The 14,359-nt window shown below is 77.1% G+C and carries 16 protein-coding genes; 5 read left to right on the top strand and 11 right to left on the bottom strand.

Going from position 1 to position 14,359, the window contains the following annotated elements; translation table 11 throughout:
• Positions 1–22: 22 nt before the first annotated feature.
• The 3 genes from D0Z06_RS14030 to D0Z06_RS14020 form a co-directional block, all read right to left on the bottom strand.
• Positions 23–988 (bottom strand): cytochrome c oxidase assembly protein, encoded by a 966-nt coding sequence (locus tag D0Z06_RS14030; protein WP_117378058.1) that lies wholly within the window; start codon positions 986–988, stop codon positions 23–25.
• Positions 989–1,301: 313 nt separating this feature from the next.
• The gene (locus tag D0Z06_RS14025) at positions 1,302–2,240 is read right to left on the bottom strand and encodes a cation diffusion facilitator family transporter (protein WP_117378057.1); all 939 of its coding nucleotides are present in this window, start codon (positions 2,238–2,240) and stop codon (positions 1,302–1,304) included.
• A 76-nt stretch (positions 2,241–2,316) separates the two neighbouring features.
• A complete protein-coding gene (locus D0Z06_RS14020) occupies positions 2,317–3,189 on the bottom strand; it encodes a M23 family metallopeptidase (RefSeq protein WP_117378056.1) in 873 nt (290 codons plus the stop codon).
• 287 nt (positions 3,190–3,476) lie between these two features.
• On the opposite strand from D0Z06_RS14020, the gene D0Z06_RS14015 reads away from it, so the two are divergent.
• Entirely contained in the window at positions 3,477–4,658 is a 1,182-nt protein-coding gene (locus tag D0Z06_RS14015) for an alcohol dehydrogenase catalytic domain-containing protein (RefSeq protein WP_117378055.1), read from the top strand.
• Between the two features lie 157 nt (positions 4,659–4,815).
• Positions 4,816–6,024 carry an MFS transporter gene (locus D0Z06_RS26375; protein WP_117378054.1) on the top strand — a complete coding sequence of 403 codons (1,209 nt, stop codon included), beginning with the start codon at positions 4,816–4,818 and terminating at the stop codon, positions 6,022–6,024.
• A 14-nt stretch (positions 6,025–6,038) separates the two neighbouring features.
• Here D0Z06_RS26375 and D0Z06_RS14005 read toward each other — a convergent pair whose 3' ends face one another.
• Positions 6,039–7,376 (bottom strand): D-arabinono-1,4-lactone oxidase, encoded by a 1,338-nt coding sequence (locus D0Z06_RS14005; protein ID WP_233517674.1) that lies wholly within the window; start codon positions 7,374–7,376, stop codon positions 6,039–6,041.
• Positions 7,377–7,464: 88 nt separating this feature from the next.
• On the opposite strand from D0Z06_RS14005, the gene D0Z06_RS14000 reads away from it, so the two are divergent.
• Positions 7,465–8,673, top strand: coding sequence for an alanine racemase (locus D0Z06_RS14000; RefSeq protein WP_117378053.1), 1,209 nt, complete (start codon positions 7,465–7,467; stop codon positions 8,671–8,673).
• Positions 8,674–8,719: 46 nt separating this feature from the next.
• Here the strand turns inward: D0Z06_RS14000 and D0Z06_RS13995 are convergent, their stop codons facing one another.
• Both D0Z06_RS13995 and D0Z06_RS13990 read right to left on the bottom strand, forming a co-directional pair.
• Complete coding sequence (locus tag D0Z06_RS13995; RefSeq protein WP_117378052.1) at positions 8,720–10,339, bottom strand: ABC-F family ATP-binding cassette domain-containing protein; 1,620 nt, start codon at positions 10,337–10,339, stop codon at positions 8,720–8,722.
• A gap of 31 nt (positions 10,340–10,370) precedes the next feature.
• Entirely contained in the window at positions 10,371–10,565 is a 195-nt protein-coding gene (locus D0Z06_RS13990; RefSeq protein WP_117378051.1) for a three-helix bundle dimerization domain-containing protein, read from the bottom strand.
• Positions 10,566–10,718: 153 nt separating this feature from the next.
• Between D0Z06_RS13990 and D0Z06_RS13985 the strand changes: the two genes are divergently transcribed.
• Complete coding sequence (locus tag D0Z06_RS13985) at positions 10,719–11,369, top strand: phosphoribosyltransferase (protein ID WP_117378050.1); 651 nt, start codon at positions 10,719–10,721, stop codon at positions 11,367–11,369.
• Here the strand turns inward: D0Z06_RS13985 and D0Z06_RS13980 are convergent.
• The 5 genes from D0Z06_RS13980 to D0Z06_RS25395 form a co-directional block, all read right to left on the bottom strand.
• A complete protein-coding gene (locus D0Z06_RS13980; RefSeq protein WP_117378087.1) occupies positions 11,354–11,794 on the bottom strand; it encodes a DUF1801 domain-containing protein in 441 nt (146 codons plus the stop codon). The two genes, D0Z06_RS13985 and D0Z06_RS13980, sit on opposite strands and share 16 nt — an antisense overlap.
• A gap of 10 nt (positions 11,795–11,804) precedes the next feature.
• Positions 11,805–11,930, bottom strand: a complete 126-nt coding sequence (locus D0Z06_RS26730) for a hypothetical protein (RefSeq protein WP_255419349.1) — start codon at positions 11,928–11,930, stop codon at positions 11,805–11,807.
• A gap of 10 nt (positions 11,931–11,940) precedes the next feature.
• Positions 11,941–12,540, bottom strand: coding sequence for a class I SAM-dependent methyltransferase (locus tag D0Z06_RS13975; RefSeq protein WP_117378049.1), 600 nt, complete (start codon positions 12,538–12,540; stop codon positions 11,941–11,943).
• 78 nt (positions 12,541–12,618) lie between these two features.
• Complete coding sequence (locus D0Z06_RS13970; protein ID WP_117378048.1) at positions 12,619–13,359, bottom strand: SDR family NAD(P)-dependent oxidoreductase; 741 nt, start codon at positions 13,357–13,359, stop codon at positions 12,619–12,621.
• Positions 13,360–13,473: 114 nt separating this feature from the next.
• A complete protein-coding gene (locus D0Z06_RS25395; protein ID WP_158579989.1) occupies positions 13,474–13,938 on the bottom strand; it encodes a hypothetical protein in 465 nt (154 codons plus the stop codon).
• Between the two features lie 83 nt (positions 13,939–14,021).
• Here D0Z06_RS25395 and D0Z06_RS25390 point away from each other — a divergent pair, with 83 nt between their 5' ends.
• Positions 14,022–14,348 carry a TrkA C-terminal domain-containing protein gene (locus tag D0Z06_RS25390; RefSeq protein ID WP_158579988.1) on the top strand — a complete coding sequence of 109 codons (327 nt, stop codon included), beginning with the start codon at positions 14,022–14,024 and terminating at the stop codon, positions 14,346–14,348.
• Positions 14,349–14,359 lie beyond the last annotated feature (11 nt).

Genomic DNA, 14,359 nt, shown 5'->3' with positions numbered 1-14,359 from the left:
CCCGGCGGGTCGGGTGGCCGGGTCAGGGACCGGCGGAGCGGGCGGCCATCGCCCGCAGGCGGGCGTTGTAGGCCTCCAGCTCGGCGTCCTCGGTGCGGACGGCGGCGCGGTCCAGGCGCCGGGCCCGGCGGTCCTCCGAGCCCATCCACGAGAACAGCACGATGGCCAGCACGAAGATGGTCGGGAGCTCGCCGAAGGACCAGGCGATGCTGCCGGCGGTCTTCTGGTCGACGAGCGGGTTCACGCCCCAGCCCGCGGGCGGGTCGGCGAAGGTCTGCACGACCAGCGAGCCGGCCATGAGGATCGAGACGCCGAAGAAGGCGTGGAACGGCATGGGGATGAGCAGTTCGAGGATCCGGCCGCCGTGCCCGACCGTGCGGGGCCACGGGTCCTGGGCCAGGATCGGGCCGAAGAACAGCAGCCCGGTCACGGTGAAGTGGGCCAGCATGAACTGGTGCCCGACCGGGTCGGCCATGAGCGCGTCGAACAGCGGCGTGAAGTAGACGCCGTAGAGGCTGACCAGGAACAGCGGCAGCGTGAACGCCGGGTGCGACAGCACGCGGGCGACCCGGCTGTGCAGCGCGTCGAGCAGCAGCGCCCGGGGGACGCCGGCCAGGCCCCGGCCGCGGGGCAGGGTGCGCAGGGCCAGCGTCACGGGCGCGCCCAGGAGCAGCAGCAACGGCGCCACCATCGACAGCACCATGTGCTGGGCCATGTGCATGCTGAACAGCACCATGCTGTAGCCGTTGAGCCAGGTGCCCGTGACGGCGAACAGCGCGGCGCAGCCGGCCAGCCAGGAGGCCGGCCGCCACCACGGCCAGGCCACGCCGGTGCGGCGCAGCCGGACGTGGGCGACCAGGTAGGCCACCGCCCCGAGCAGGCTCAGCACCGCCAGCACCGACCACGCGTCGAGGTGCGGCAGGAACATCCGCCCCCACGTCGGCGGCTCGGGGGGCACCCACATGCCCGAGTGCTGACCGTGGTCCACCGCTGCCTCCCGCCCGTCGTGCCCAGCGCCCCCACTCTCCCACCCCGCAGGCACCTCGGGGTCGGGCCGGACGTGTGATCGCGGACGGCACCCGCCGGACGACGGCGGCCCCCCGCAGGTAGGAGGACCTCGCCCCTCCCGACCCTCGCACGCTCGGGCCGAGCCTCCGGGCGAGGCCGACCTGCGAGCGGCGGGGGGGCAGGGCGGCCCCGTCCAGAGGCTCGCCGCGAGCTCGCGAGCGGTGAGGGGGACGGCGGCCCCGCGTCGGGGTCCCGCCCCGAGCCGGCGAGGGGTGGGGGGACGCGGGGTCCTCTCAGTCGTGGTGGACCGGCGCCTCGTGCCCGGCGTGCGTGCCGGCCTCCAGCTGGAAGGTGCAGTGCTCGACGTCGAAGTGGTCCCCGAGGCAGGCGCACAGCGCGTCGAGCACCCGCCCGCCGTGCCCGGCCTCGAGCTCCTCGTCGGCGACGACCACGTGCGCGGAGAGCACCGGCATCCCCGAGGTGATGGTCCACGCGTGCAGGTCGTGCACGCCGGTGACGCCGGGCACCCCGAGGATGTGCTGCCGCACCTGGTCCAGGTCGACCCCGCGGGGTGCCGCCTCGAGCAGCACGTCGACGGCCTCGCGGAGCAGCGACCAGGCGCGCGGCGCCACGAGGACGGCGATGACCAGCGAGGCCACCGTGTCCGCGGGCGTCCAGCCGGTGAGCGCGATGACGACGGCGGCGGCGATCACGGCGACCGAGCCGAGCGCGTCCCCGAGCACCTCGAGGTAGGCGCCGCGGACGTTGAGCGACCCGGTGCGGCCGCGGTGCAGCAGCGCCAGCCCGACGAGGTTGACGGCCAGGCCGAGCGAGGCGACGCCGAGCATGACCCCGGAGCCGACCTCGGGCGTCTCCCCGATGCGGCGCACGGCCTCCACCACCACGTAGCCGGTGACCGCGAGCAGCAGCAGCCCGTTGGCGACCGCGGCGAGGATCTCCACCCGCTGCCAGCCGAAGGTCCGCCGTCCCCGGGGTGGGCGCTGCGCCAGGGACACCGCGCCCAGGGCGAGGCCGACGCCGAGCGCGTCGGTGGCCATGTGGCCGGCGTCGGCGAGCAGCGCGAGGGAGCCGGAGACCAGGGCCCCGACGACCTCGGCGACCATCACGAGGAGGGTGAGGACGAGCACCACCGCCAGCCGGCGGCGGTGCGCCGCCGACGCCGTCCCGGCGCCCCGGCCGGGACCGTGGGCGTGGCCGTGGGCGTGGCCCATCAGCAGTCCCTCCCGGTCGCGCGCGGCATACGGCCATCCTCCCGCAGGGCGCCACCCGAGCCGGGGGGCGCGCTCGTCAGATGGCGACGCCGCGCTCCTGCAGCCACGGCACGGGGTCGACCTTCTGCCCGCCGAGCCCGCCGACGATGACCTCGAAGTGCAGGTGCGGGCCGGTGGACTGCCCGCGGTTGCCCAGCAGCGCGATCGTGTCGCCGGCGCGGACGACCTGGCCGGGCTGGACGAGGATCTCGTCCATGTGCCCGTAGACGGTGACGTCGCCGTTCTCGTGCTGGATGTAGACGACCAGGCCGTAGCCGCTGGCCGGGCCCGCCTCGAGGACGACGCCGTCCATGGCCGCGTACTCGGGGGTGCGCATCGGGGCGGCGAGGTCGATGCCGGCGTGCATGCGGCCCCAGCGCTCGCCGAAGCCGCTGGTCAGCCGGGCCCCGGCCACGGGGAGGACCGCCTGCGGCCGGGCCGCCTCGGCCGCCGCCTCGGCGGCGAGCCGGTCGGCCTCGACCTGCGCCTGCGCGGCCGCGGCCTGCTCGGCCTCGCGGGCGGTGTGGCTGGCGGTCAGCTCCTGCAGCCGCTCGGCGTCGGGGGTCACGGGGGTCGCGTCGGACCGGGTGTCCAGCCCGAGCTCCTCGGCCACGCTCATCGAGCCGCCGGCGCCCGCCGCGAGCGCGACCCGGTCCCCGACCGTGAGCCCGCCCAGGGCCGTCGCGCCGACCAGCGCCGCGGCGAGGTACACCGCCGGGCGACGCGCCCGGGCGGGCGGCGCGAGCCACCGGCGGCGGGTGCGCCCGGGCAGCTGCGGGGCCGGCGCGGGGTCCGGCACCCCGGCGAGGGCGACCGCCTCGGCGTCGGACGTCAGGGCGGGCAGGTCGTCGACGGGCGCGAGCCCCGAGGCGGGCACCGTGCGGGACCGGTCGTGGTCGAGGGGGCTCATGCACCAGGCTTCCGGGAGGCGACAGGACTCGGCCCACCACCCGAGCGGGCGGTGGGCCGGGGCCCATGTAAACACGCCGTGACCGTTTCGTGATCTGACGACCGGGGTACTAACCAGCGCTTTTGTGTCCTGGCTCACCAAGACTCACGGATGTGGTTCGACGCTGCGTCACCTGGTGTGACGCGACGCGCTCGACGCGCCGGGGAGGCGCAGGTGCCCGGGGCGATGCACCTCACGCCGGGCAGGAGAGGCCCGACCGAGCTCACCGACCCCGAGGAGCAGCTCTCATGCGCGCAGTCACCTGGCACGGCCGGGCCGACGTCCGGGTGGACACCGTCCCCGACCCGACGATCCAGGAGCCGACCGACGTGATCGTGGAGATCACCTCGAGCGGCATCTGCGGGTCGGACCTGCACCTGATCGAGGTCATGGCCCCCTTCATGACCGTGGGCGACGTCATGGGCCACGAGCCGATGGGCGTCGTCCGCGAGGTCGGCCCGGAGGTCACCGCCGTCCGGCCCGGTGACCGGGTCGTCGTCCCCTTCAACATCTCCTGCGGCACCTGCTGGATGTGCTCCGAGGGCCTGCAGTCGCAGTGCGAGACCACCCAGAACCGGGAGCAGGGCTTCGGCGCCTCCCTGTTCGGCTACACCAAGCTCTACGGCCAGGTGCCGGGCGGGCAGGCCGAGTACCTGCGCGTGCCGTTCGGCAACACGCTGCCGATCAAGGTCCCCCAGGGCCTGCCCGACGACCGGTTCGTCTACCTGTCCGACGTGGTGCCGACCGCGTGGCAGGCGGTCCAGTACGCCGCGACCCCGCCCGGCGGCACGCTGCTCGTGCTCGGCCTGGGACCGATCGGCGACATGTGCACCCGCATCGCGCGCCACCTGGGCATCGAGAAGGTGTACGGCGTCGACGTCGTCCCCGAGCGGCTCCGGCGGGCGACCGCCCGCGGCACGGAGGTCATCCGCTCCACCGACCAGGACGACGTCGTCCCGGCCATCCGCGACGCCACGCAGGGGCGCGGGCCCGACGCGGTCATCGACGCGGTCGGCATGGAGGCGCACGACTCCCCGTTCGCCTGGGCCGCGCAGAAGGCCTCGGCCGTGCTCCCGGACGCGGTCATGGAGAAGGTCATGCAGGTGGCCGGCGTCGACCGCCTGGCCGCGCTCAACACCGCCATCGAGGCCGTCCGCCGGGGCGGGACGATCTCCCTGTCCGGCGTCTACGGCGGCGCCACCGACCCGCTGCCGCTCATGCGGATGTTCGACAAGCAGGTCCAGCTGCGCATGGGCCAGGCCAACGTCTGGCGCTGGGTGCCCGACATCCTGCCGCTGCTCACCGAGGGCGACCCCCTGGGCGTCGACGACTTCGCCACCCACCGGGTACCGCTCGAGCAGGCCCCGGAGGCCTACGCGAACTTCCGCGAGAAGAAGGACGGCACGGTGAAGGTCCTCCTGCAGCCCTGAGCGCGCCGGCCGGCCCCCCGCGTGTGAGCAGCCCCACCCGCCGGTCGGGGCATGCCGCGCGGGGGTACCGGCTTGGCCCGGGAGAGGGTCGCAACCGACCCCGGCCGGACGACGACGTCCGCCGCCCCACCGTCGTCGTCCCCAGGAGCCCTGCCCCGTGCCCCGCGGTCTGCTCGCCCTCGCCATCGGTGCCTTCGGCATCGGCACCACCGAGTTCGTCGTCATGGGGATGCTGCCCCAGATCGCCGGCGGGCTCGGGGTCTCCGTGTCGGCCGTCGGCCTGCTCATCTCCGCCTACGCCGTCGGCGTGGTGCTGGGCGCTCCGACGCTCACCGCCCTGGGGGTCCGCTTCGCACCCCGGCGGGTGCTGGTCGCGCTGATGGTCGTCTTCACGGTCGGCAACCTGCTCTCGGCGCTGGCCCCGACGTACGAGGCGCTGGTCGCCGCCCGGGTGCTCACCGCCCTGGCGCACGGCTCGTTCTTCGGGGTGGGCGCGGTCGCGGCCCGGCGGCTGGTACCGCCGGGGCGGGCCACCCGCGCGATCTCGCTGATGATGACCGGGCTCACCCTCGCCAACGTGATCGGCGTGCCGCTGGGCACGTTCGTCGCCCAGCAGACCAGCTGGCGGCTCGTGCTCGGCGGGATCGCGGTCATCGGCCTGGTCACCATCGCCGGCCTGGTGGCCTGGCTGCCCGACGAGGCCGGCGAGGGCGGGGACCTGCGGGCCGAGCTCCGGGCCTTCCGGCGCGGCCAGGTCTGGCTGGTCCTCGGGCTGACCATGGTCGGCTTCTCGGCCCTGTTCGCCGTCTACAGCTACGTCAGCCCGATCCTCACCGACCTCGGCGGCATCCCCGAGGTCTGGGTGACCCCGGTGCTGGCGCTTTTCGGCATCGGCACCACCGTGGGGACGCTGGCCGGCGGCCCGCTCGGCGACCGCTTCGGCTTCGCGTTCGTCGTCGTGGGGCTGCTCGCCACGGCCGGCGTGCTCGTCGCCTTCGCCGTCCTGGCCCGGACACCGGCGGCCGCGGTCGTGCTGCTGGTGCTCTTCGGCACGCTGGCCTTCGCCCTCGGCCCGGTCGTGCAGAACGGGGTGATCGTCGCCGCGCGGGTGCCCGGCGGCAGCCTGGTGTCGGCGGCCAACCAGGGCGCGTTCAACGTGGCCAACGCCCTGGGGGCGGCCATCGGCGCGGCCGTGCTCACCGCCGGGTTCGGCTTCACCGCCCCCATCTGGGTGGGCGCGGTGCTGGCCCTGGTCGGCTCGGGCGTCGCCGTCCTCGCCCTGGTGGCCGAGCGGCGGGCGGCCGCGCCGGCCGCGCTCGCCGGGGCCGTGCCCGCGCCGGAGGTCACCGGCGCCGCGCGCGCGTAGGGGGGACGCCGACCTCAGCGGCCGGGCGCGGGACCGAGGACCCGGTCGAGGTGCGCGTTGGCCAGCACCCCGGTCGGGTCCAGCCGGTCGCGGACGGCGAGGAACTCGTCGAAGCGCGGGTAGCGCTCGCGCAGGGCGCCGGCGTCCAGCCCGTGCAGCTTCCCCCAGTGCGGCCGGCCGCCCACCGCCGCGGCGATCGACTCCAGGGCGCAGAACCACGGGCCCGGGTCGGTGCCGGCCGGCACGTGGGCGGCGACGTAGGCGGTGTCGCGGCCGCCGGCCGTCGACAGGGGGACGTCGTCGGCGGCGGCCAGCCGGACCTCGACCGGGAAGGCGGTGCGCCAGTCGCCCGCGGCGTGCACCCGGCGCAGCTCGGCGAGGACCGCCGGGGCCTCGCCGCGCGGCACCGCGTACTCCATCTCCAGGAACCGCACCCGCCGGCGGCTGACGAACACCCGGTGCGAGTGGTCGGTCCAGGTCCGCGGGCCCAGCGCCCGGGCCGAGAAGCGGGCCAGCGGCGGGACGAGGGCGGGCACCCGCCGCCCGGCCGCGACCACGCCGGCGAAGGCGGCGTTGGCCAGCACCTCGTCGTCCCACACCGCCTTCCAGCGGGGCAGCGGGTCGAGCCCGCCGTCCAGGCCCACGCGGGTGTGGCACTTGAGCAGCGTCGCGTCGGTGTGCGGGAACCAGTAGAACTCGACGTGGTCGGTGGAGGTCATGAGCTCCTCGAAGCGCTCCAGCGCCTCGTCCAGCCGGCCCGGGCCCTCGACGGCGTGCAGCGCGAACGCCGGCTCGGCCTGCAGGGTCACCGCCGTCACGACGCCCAGCGCACCCAGCCCGACGCGGGCGGCGGCGTAGACGTCGGGGTGCTCCTCCGGCGTGCAGCGCAGCACCTCCCCCGCCGGCGTGACCAGCTCGAGCGCGCGCACCTGGGTGGCCAGCCCCCCGAAGGCGGCGCCGGTGCCGTGCGTGCCGGTGGCCAGCGCGCCGGCCACCGTCTGGCGGTCGACGTCCCCGAGGTTGGTCAGCGCCCAGCCCGCCCGGCACAGCTCGGCGTTGAGCCGGTAGAGCGGCGTCCCGGCCCCGACGGTCACCAGCCCGTCGCCGGTGACCGTGATGCCGGTGAGCCCGTCGAGCACCAGCTGCGTCTGCTCGGGGCGCCCGATCGCGGAGAAGGAGTGGCTGCTGCCGATCGGCCGCACCCGGCCGCCCGAGGCGGCCGCCGCGCTGAGCTCGGCCACCACGTCCTCGACCGAGCGCGCGTGCACCACCCGGGCCTCGGCGCGCTCGTTGCCGGCCCAGTTGCGCCAGCGGGCCCGCTCCGCTCGCTCGACCGCCGCCGACCCAGGCACGCGGGCACTCTGCCGGGCGGGGAGTGCGCAGGTCAACCGGCCCATCCCGGCCTTGACCCTCCGCGGTCGCGCGGCCACGCTCTCCCCGGTGAGCGCCGTCCCGTCCCCGGCCCGCGCCCGGCTCGACCGGGCCACCGCGGACCTCGACCCGCCCCTCGCCGTCCTCGACCTCGACGCGCTCGACGCCAACGCCGACGACCTGGTGCGCCGCGCCGGCGGCCTGCCCGTGCGGGTGGCGAGCAAGTCGGTGCGCTGCCGGGCGGCGCTGCGCCGGGTGCTCGCCCGGCCCGGCTTCGCCGGCGTCCTGGCCTACGCGCTGGCCGAGGCGCTGTGGCTGGCGACCGGCCCGGACCCGGTCAGCGAGGACGTGGTCGTCGGCTACCCCACCGCCGACCGCGCCGCGCTGCGCCGGCTGGTCGCCGACGGGACGGCGGCGGCGCGGGTCACCCTGGTCGTCGACTCGACCGACCAGCTCGACCTCGTCGACTCGGTGGCGCCCCCCTCGCGGCGGCCGCCGGTGCGGGTCTGCCTGGACGTCGACGCCTCGCTGCGGGCCGGGCCGGTGCACGTCGGGGTCCGGCGGTCCCCGGTGCACACCCCGGCGGAGGCCGCCGCGCTGGCCCGCGCGGTGACCGGCCGGCCGGGCTTCGTGCTGGCCGGGGTGCTGGCCTACGAGGCGCAGGTCGCCGGCGTGCCCGACGACCCGCCCGGGCGGCGGGCCCGCGGCCTGGCGGTGCGCGGCCTGCAGGCGGTGTCGGTCCGCGAGCTCGCCGGGCGCCGGGCCGCGGTCGTCGCGGCGGTCACGGCGGTCGCCCGGCCGGGGTTCGTCAACGGCGGTGGCACCGGCAGCCTGGAGCGCACCGCCGCCGATGCCGCGGTCACCGAGGTCGCGGCCGGCTCGGGGCTGTTCGGGCCGACGCTGTTCGACGGCTACCGCGCCTTCACCCCGCGCCCGGCGGCCCTGTTCGCGCTGCCGGTCACCCGGCTGCCGGGCCCCGGGCTGGCGACCGTCGCCGGTGGCGGCTGGATCGCCTCCGGACCGCCCGGTGCCGAGCGGCTCCCCCGGCCGGTGCTCCCCGCGGGCCTGCGGCTGCTGGGCACCGAGGCCGCCGGGGAGGTGCAGACCCCGCTGCGCGGGCGGGGGACGGCGGGGCTGCGGGTCGGCGACCGCGTGTGGTTCCGGCACGCCAAGGCCGGGGAGCTGTGCGAGCACGTCGACGTCCTGCACCCGCTCGCCGGGGACGTGCGGGGCGAGCCGCTCCCGACCTACCGGGGCGAGGGGCGGGCGTTCGGCTGAGGCCCACGGCCGGGATGAGCGCGGGACAGGAAGCCGTGCCCGGGCGTCAGCGGGCGCGGGCCACCCGGGCCTCGTCGAACACCGGCTCGGCCGACTCGTACACGAGCCCGTCGCTGCCGAAGACCAGGAAGCGGTCGAAGGAGCGGGCGAACCAGCGGTCGTGGGTGACCGCGAGCACCGTGCCCTCGAAGGCGGCCAGCGCCGCCTCGAGCGCCTCCGCGGAGAGCACGTCGAGGTTGTCGGTCGGCTCGTCGAGCAGCAGCAGCGTCGCGCCGGAGAGCTCGAGCAGCAGGACCTGGAAGCGCGCCTGCTGCCCGCCGGAGAGCGTCCCGTAGACCTGGTCGCCCGAGGCCGCCAGGCCGTAGCGGCGCAGCGCGGCCATCGCCCGGCCGCGGTCGACCCCCGGCCGCCCGGGCTCGCCGTGCCACAGCAGGTCGACCAGGGTCCGGTCGAGCCACCCGGGGTGGGCGTGGGTCTGGGCGAACAGCCCCGGGACGACGCGCGCCCCGAGCCGCCAGCTGCCGGTGTGGACGACGCCCTCCCCGGCCAGCAGCCGCAGGAGGTGCGACTTGCCCGCCCCGTTGGCCCCGAGCACGCCGACCCGGTCGCCGTACCAGACCTCCAGGTCGAACGGCCGCATGAGCCCGGCCAGCTCCAGCTGCTCGGCCACGACCGCCCGGACCCCGGTCCGGCCGCCGCGCAGCCGCATCGCGACCCGCTGCTCCGGCGGGCGGTCCGGCGGCGGGCCGGCCGCCTCGAACCTCGCCAGCCGGGTCTGCGCCGCCCGGTACCGCGAGGCCATGTCCGGGGAGTTGGCGGCCTGCTGCTGCAGCGTGCGCACCAGGTCGACGAGGCGCTGGTGCTCCTCCTCCCAGCGGCGGCGCAGCTCGGCCAGCCGCTCGTGGCGGGCCTCCCGCGCCGCGGGGTAGGAGGCGAAGCCCCCGCCGTGCACCCAGGCGGTCCCGCCCTCGACGGTGACCACCCGGTCGGCCACCCGGGCCAGCAGCTCCCGGTCGTGGCTGACGAACAGCACCGTCTTGCGGGTCTCCAGCAGCCGCTGCTCGAGCCACCGCTTGCCGGGGACGTCGAGGTAGTTGTCGGGCTCGTCGAGCAGCAGCACCTGGTCGGGTCCGCGCAGCAGCGCCTCCAGGGCCAGCCGCTTCTGCTCCCCGCCCGAGAGGGTGGACAGCTCGCGGTACTTGCACCGCTCGTAGGGCACCCCGAGCGCCGCGACGGTCACGGCGTCCCAGGTGACCTCGGCCTCGTAGCCGCCGGCGTCCCCCCACTGCGCCAGCGCGTCGGCGTAGGCCAGCTGCGCGGCGTCGTCGTCGGTCTCCATGAGGGTCAGCTCGGCGGCCTCCACGGCCTCCCACGCGGCCCGGACGGCCGGCGGCGCGACGTCGACCAGGAAGCGCTGCACGGTCGTGCCGTCCCGGACCGAGCCGATGAACTGCCGCATGACGCCGAGGCCGCCGGAGCGCGCCACCGCGCCCGCCTCGGGGACGAGGTCGCCGCCGATGATGCGCAGCAGCGTCGTCTTGCCGGCGCCGTTCTCGCCGACGAGGGCCGCGCGGGCTCCCTCGCCCACCCGGAAGGAGACCTCGTCGAGCAGCACCCGGCCGTCGGGGAGGGTGTGCCGGACCCCGGTCACGTCGACGTAGCCCACCCCGACATGGTGGCGGGCGGGGCAACCGGTGTCAGACGCCGGCCTCCAGCCGGGTCCGGGCCAGCCGCTCGACGAGCTCCGGGAGCGCCGTCACGGGCACCCCCGAGAGGTCGCGGCGGCAGGTGCGCACGACGGTGCCGATCACCTGCGGGCGCAGGCGGGCGGCGAACTCGTCGGAGAGGCGGGCGACGGCCTGGTCGACGGCGGGGTCGTCGGTCAGCGTCATGCGGGGAAGACCCTCTCGTTCGGGGCGCGACACCTCCCAACCGTCACTTGTGCACCGTTCGCACACCAGGGCCCTTCGTCCCTGCCGGGCCCCGGGGGCTGCGCGGGACCCGCCGCGGGGCCACGATGGGGCGGCGACCGAGGAGGTGACCGCGTGCCCTTCGCCGACCGCCGCGACGCCGGGCGGCAGCTCGGCGCCCGGCTGGCCGACCTCGGGCCGGCCGACCCCGTGGTGCTCGGGCTGCCCCGCGGCGGGGTTCCGGTGGCGGCCGAGGTGGCCCGCGCGCTCGACGCGCCCCTGGACGTGGTGCTGGTGCGCAAGCTCGGCCTGCCGGCCCGGCCCGAGCTGGCGATGGGGGCGGTCGGCGAGGACGGCGCGGTGGTGCTCAACCGGGACGTCCTCGCCCGGTCCGGGGTCGGCGAGGAGGCCCTCGCCGCGGTGGAGCGGCAGGAGCGGGCCGAGCTCGCCCGCCGCGCCCGCGCCTTCCGCGGCGACCGCCCGCGGGTCCCGCTGGCCGGCCGGACGGCCGTGGTGGTGGACGACGGCGTGGCGACCGGGGCCACCGCCCGGGCGGCCTGCGCGGTGGCGCGGACCCTGGGCGCCGCCCGGGTGGTGCTCGCCGTCCCGGTCGCCGCGCCCCGGGTGGTCGGCGAGCTGGCCGGCGAGGTCGACGAGCTGGTGGCGCTGGAGACCCCGCCGGGGTTCCGGGCCGTGGGCCAGGTCTACGGCGACTTCACCCAGACCCCCGACGAGGAGGTCGTGGCGCTGCTGGCCGGCCGGGGCCCCGGTCAGGTCGACGCGTAGCCGTTCCGCCCGGCCGCGGTGGCCGCCACGGCGTCGCGGACGAGCGCGGCCAGCTCCGCCTCGTCGACCCGGTCGAGCGAGGTGAACCGGATGCAGCTCTTCCCGCAGGACACCCGCCCCAGCCGGTCGGCGCGCGCCTCGGCGAGGTACCGCCCGTCGACGACGGCGGACACGTACAGCGACAGGTGCCGCTTCTGCGCGGCCAGGGCGAGCAGCGGCCACGTCGTGGTCTCCCGCGCCGACCGCGGCCGGTAGGGCATGAGCCCGTAGCCCAGCATCGTCGACGAGCCGACCGGCACCAGCTGCCGGTCGATGCCGGGGGCGGCCGCGGTGACCAGCGCGTCCACCCGGCGCAGCTCCTCGGCGCGGGGCCCGGCCGCGTCGAACCAGGCCTCGACGTCCCCCTCCCGGGCATCGCTGCCCACGGTCACCTCCTCAGCCCAGGGCGATCGAGAGCACCGTGGCCCCGGCGGCCAGCAGCATCGCCAGCACCACGACGGCGGCGACCAGCCGCCGGCGCCGCTCGGCGTCCCGGCCGCCGGCGCCCCCCATGCCCATCACGGCGCGGAGGTTACCCCCGGGCACCGACGGGCCGGGCCGGTGCGCGACCCCACAGCAGGGTGTCGAGGGCGGTGCCCGCCGGGGTCTCCCGGCGCACCTGCTCCAGCCGGTCGACCTCCAGCAGCGCGGCCACCGGCGCCAGCCGCTCGACGCTGTGCAGGATCGCCGGGTCCTGCGGGCCGCCGACCCCGTGCGCCACGTTGTCGGCGTCGTGGCCGAGGACGAGCAGCCGGCCGCCGGGACGCAGCCAGCCCACCGCGCGCCGCAGGAGCCCGGTCGTGTCGACCTGGGGCAGGTGCAGGTAGGCCACGAGGACCAGGTCCAGCGAGCCCTCGGGCGCCGCCCAGGTGAGGACGTCGGCGGTCACCCAACGGACGCGGTCGGCGCCCGGCCGCGCCCGCCCGCGGGCCAGCCCGGTGGCGGAGAAGTCGACCGCGGTCACCTGCCAGCCGAGCCCGGCCAGCCACAGCGCGTGCCGCCCCTCCCCCGCGGCGAGGTCCACCGCCTCGCCCGGCGGCAGGCCGGCCAGCAGCCCGGCGACCAGCGCGTTGGGCCCCTCGGACCACTGCTGGCTCCCGGCGTAGCGCGCGTCCCAGTCCTCTGCTCGCACGGCGCCGAGTCTGCCCGCGGCCCGCGGGGGCCCTCCACCCCCGGGCGGCCCGCGGCGGCGCCCCGGCCCTGCTCGCCTTCAGTGCAGGACCATGCCCCCGGCCACGTGGAGGGCGTCCCCGGTGAGGTAGTCGGAGTCGCTGGAGGCGAGGAAGACCGCGGCGCGGGCGACGTCCTCGGGCTCGCCGACCCGGCCCAGCGGGGACAGCGCCGACCAGGAGGCGGCCTCGGGGCGGTCGGCGGCGGTGAGCGGGTCGCGCACGTAGCCCGGGCACAGGCAGTTGACCGTGATGCCGTGCGGGCCGAGCTCGTGGGCGGCCGCCCGGGTCAGCGCCATGACCGACGCCTTGGCCGCGGCGTAGTGGGCCTGCCCGCCGGCGCCCCTGCCGGCGCTGGCCACGTTGACCACCTTCCCGACGCACTCGTCGCCGGGCGCCCGGAAACCGACCATGGCCAGGGCCGCGGCCTGGATCGTGGTGAGCATCGTCTGGGCGGGCAGCGAGAAGCACGAGGCCAGCTCTGCCGGCTCCACCTCCAGCAGGGGCGCGAACCGGCCGGGCCCGGCGTCGTTGACCAGGACGTCGATGCCGCCGAGCCAGGCGATCGCCTTTTCCGTCGACTCGCGGGTCTGGCGGACGTCGTCGAGATCCACCGCCCAGGTCCGGCAGCCGACGTCGGCACGGAGCCGGTCGAGCGCGGGACCGTCCCGGTCGAGGACGACGACCCGCGCCGCCTCGGCGGTGAAGGCCCGGGCGACGGCCGCCCCGATGCCGCTCGAGCCGCCGGCCACCACGACCCGGCGTCCGGGGAGCCGCCTCACCGGGCCGCCCGCCGGGGGGCCGGGGCGGGGGGCTGCTGCTGGGGGTGGGGCATGGGCTCGCGTCTTCCGTCCGGGGGTGCGGTCCGCGCGCCCGTACCCACTCTCCCCCGCGTCTCACCACCTTCTTCCGGAACAACTCGTGCCGGACGGCCCGGCGGCGGGCGTGGGACGGCGCCGCCCGCGGTAGGCCCCGGGCATGGCCGCCGTCATCTCGCTGGTCGTCGTCGTCATGCTCGGGCTGGTCGTCACCCGGGTGGCCACCGTCGCCCTGACCATGACCGGGATGACCCTCCAGCACGCCCGGTTCCAGGCCCGGTCGGCCTTCACCGGGACCGGCTTCACGACGTCCGAGGCCGAGTCCGTGGTCGACCACCCCGCCCGCCGCCGGATCGTCATGGTGCTCATGCTGGTCAGCGGCGCCGGTGCGGTGTCGGTGCTGGGCACCCTCATCCTCAGCTTCACCGGCGTGGACTCCACCGCCGGCGGCTTCGCCCGGGCCGGGGTGATCGTCGGCTGCCTGGCGGTGCTGCTCTGGCTGGCCCGCAACCGGGCCGTCGACCGGGCGCTGCGTCGGGTCATCGAGCGCTACCTCCGGCGCTGGACGGACTTCGACGTCCGCGACTACGCCGCGCTGCTGCACTCGCGGGGGCCGGTGGCGGGTCGTGCAGCTCCCCGTGGCCGACGGCGACTGGGTCGCCGCCCGCCCGCTCGGCGAGCTGCGGCTGCCCGAGGAGGGCATCACCGTGCTGGGCATCGAGCGCGCCGGCACCTGGGTCGGCGCGCCGAGCCTGGACGAGCAGCTGTGCGCCGGCGACGTCGTCGTCCTCTACGGCCGGGAGGCGATGCTCGCCGACCTCGCCGAGCGCCTGCACGGCGAGGAGGGCGACGTGGCCGGCGAGAAGGCGCGGGCCTGGCACGCCGCGACCCCGCCGGTCGAGCAGCTGGAGCCGGGACCCCGGCGGCGGGCGCCGTCCCACCCGGTCGGCTGACCCCCGGACGT

Source organism: Geodermatophilus marinus, from assembly GCF_003428645.1.
Taxonomy (GTDB): domain Bacteria; phylum Actinomycetota; class Actinomycetes; order Mycobacteriales; family Geodermatophilaceae; genus Geodermatophilus.
The sequence above is the reverse complement of the archived record's forward strand: the minus strand, read 5'-3'. Positions and strand labels throughout refer to the sequence as shown.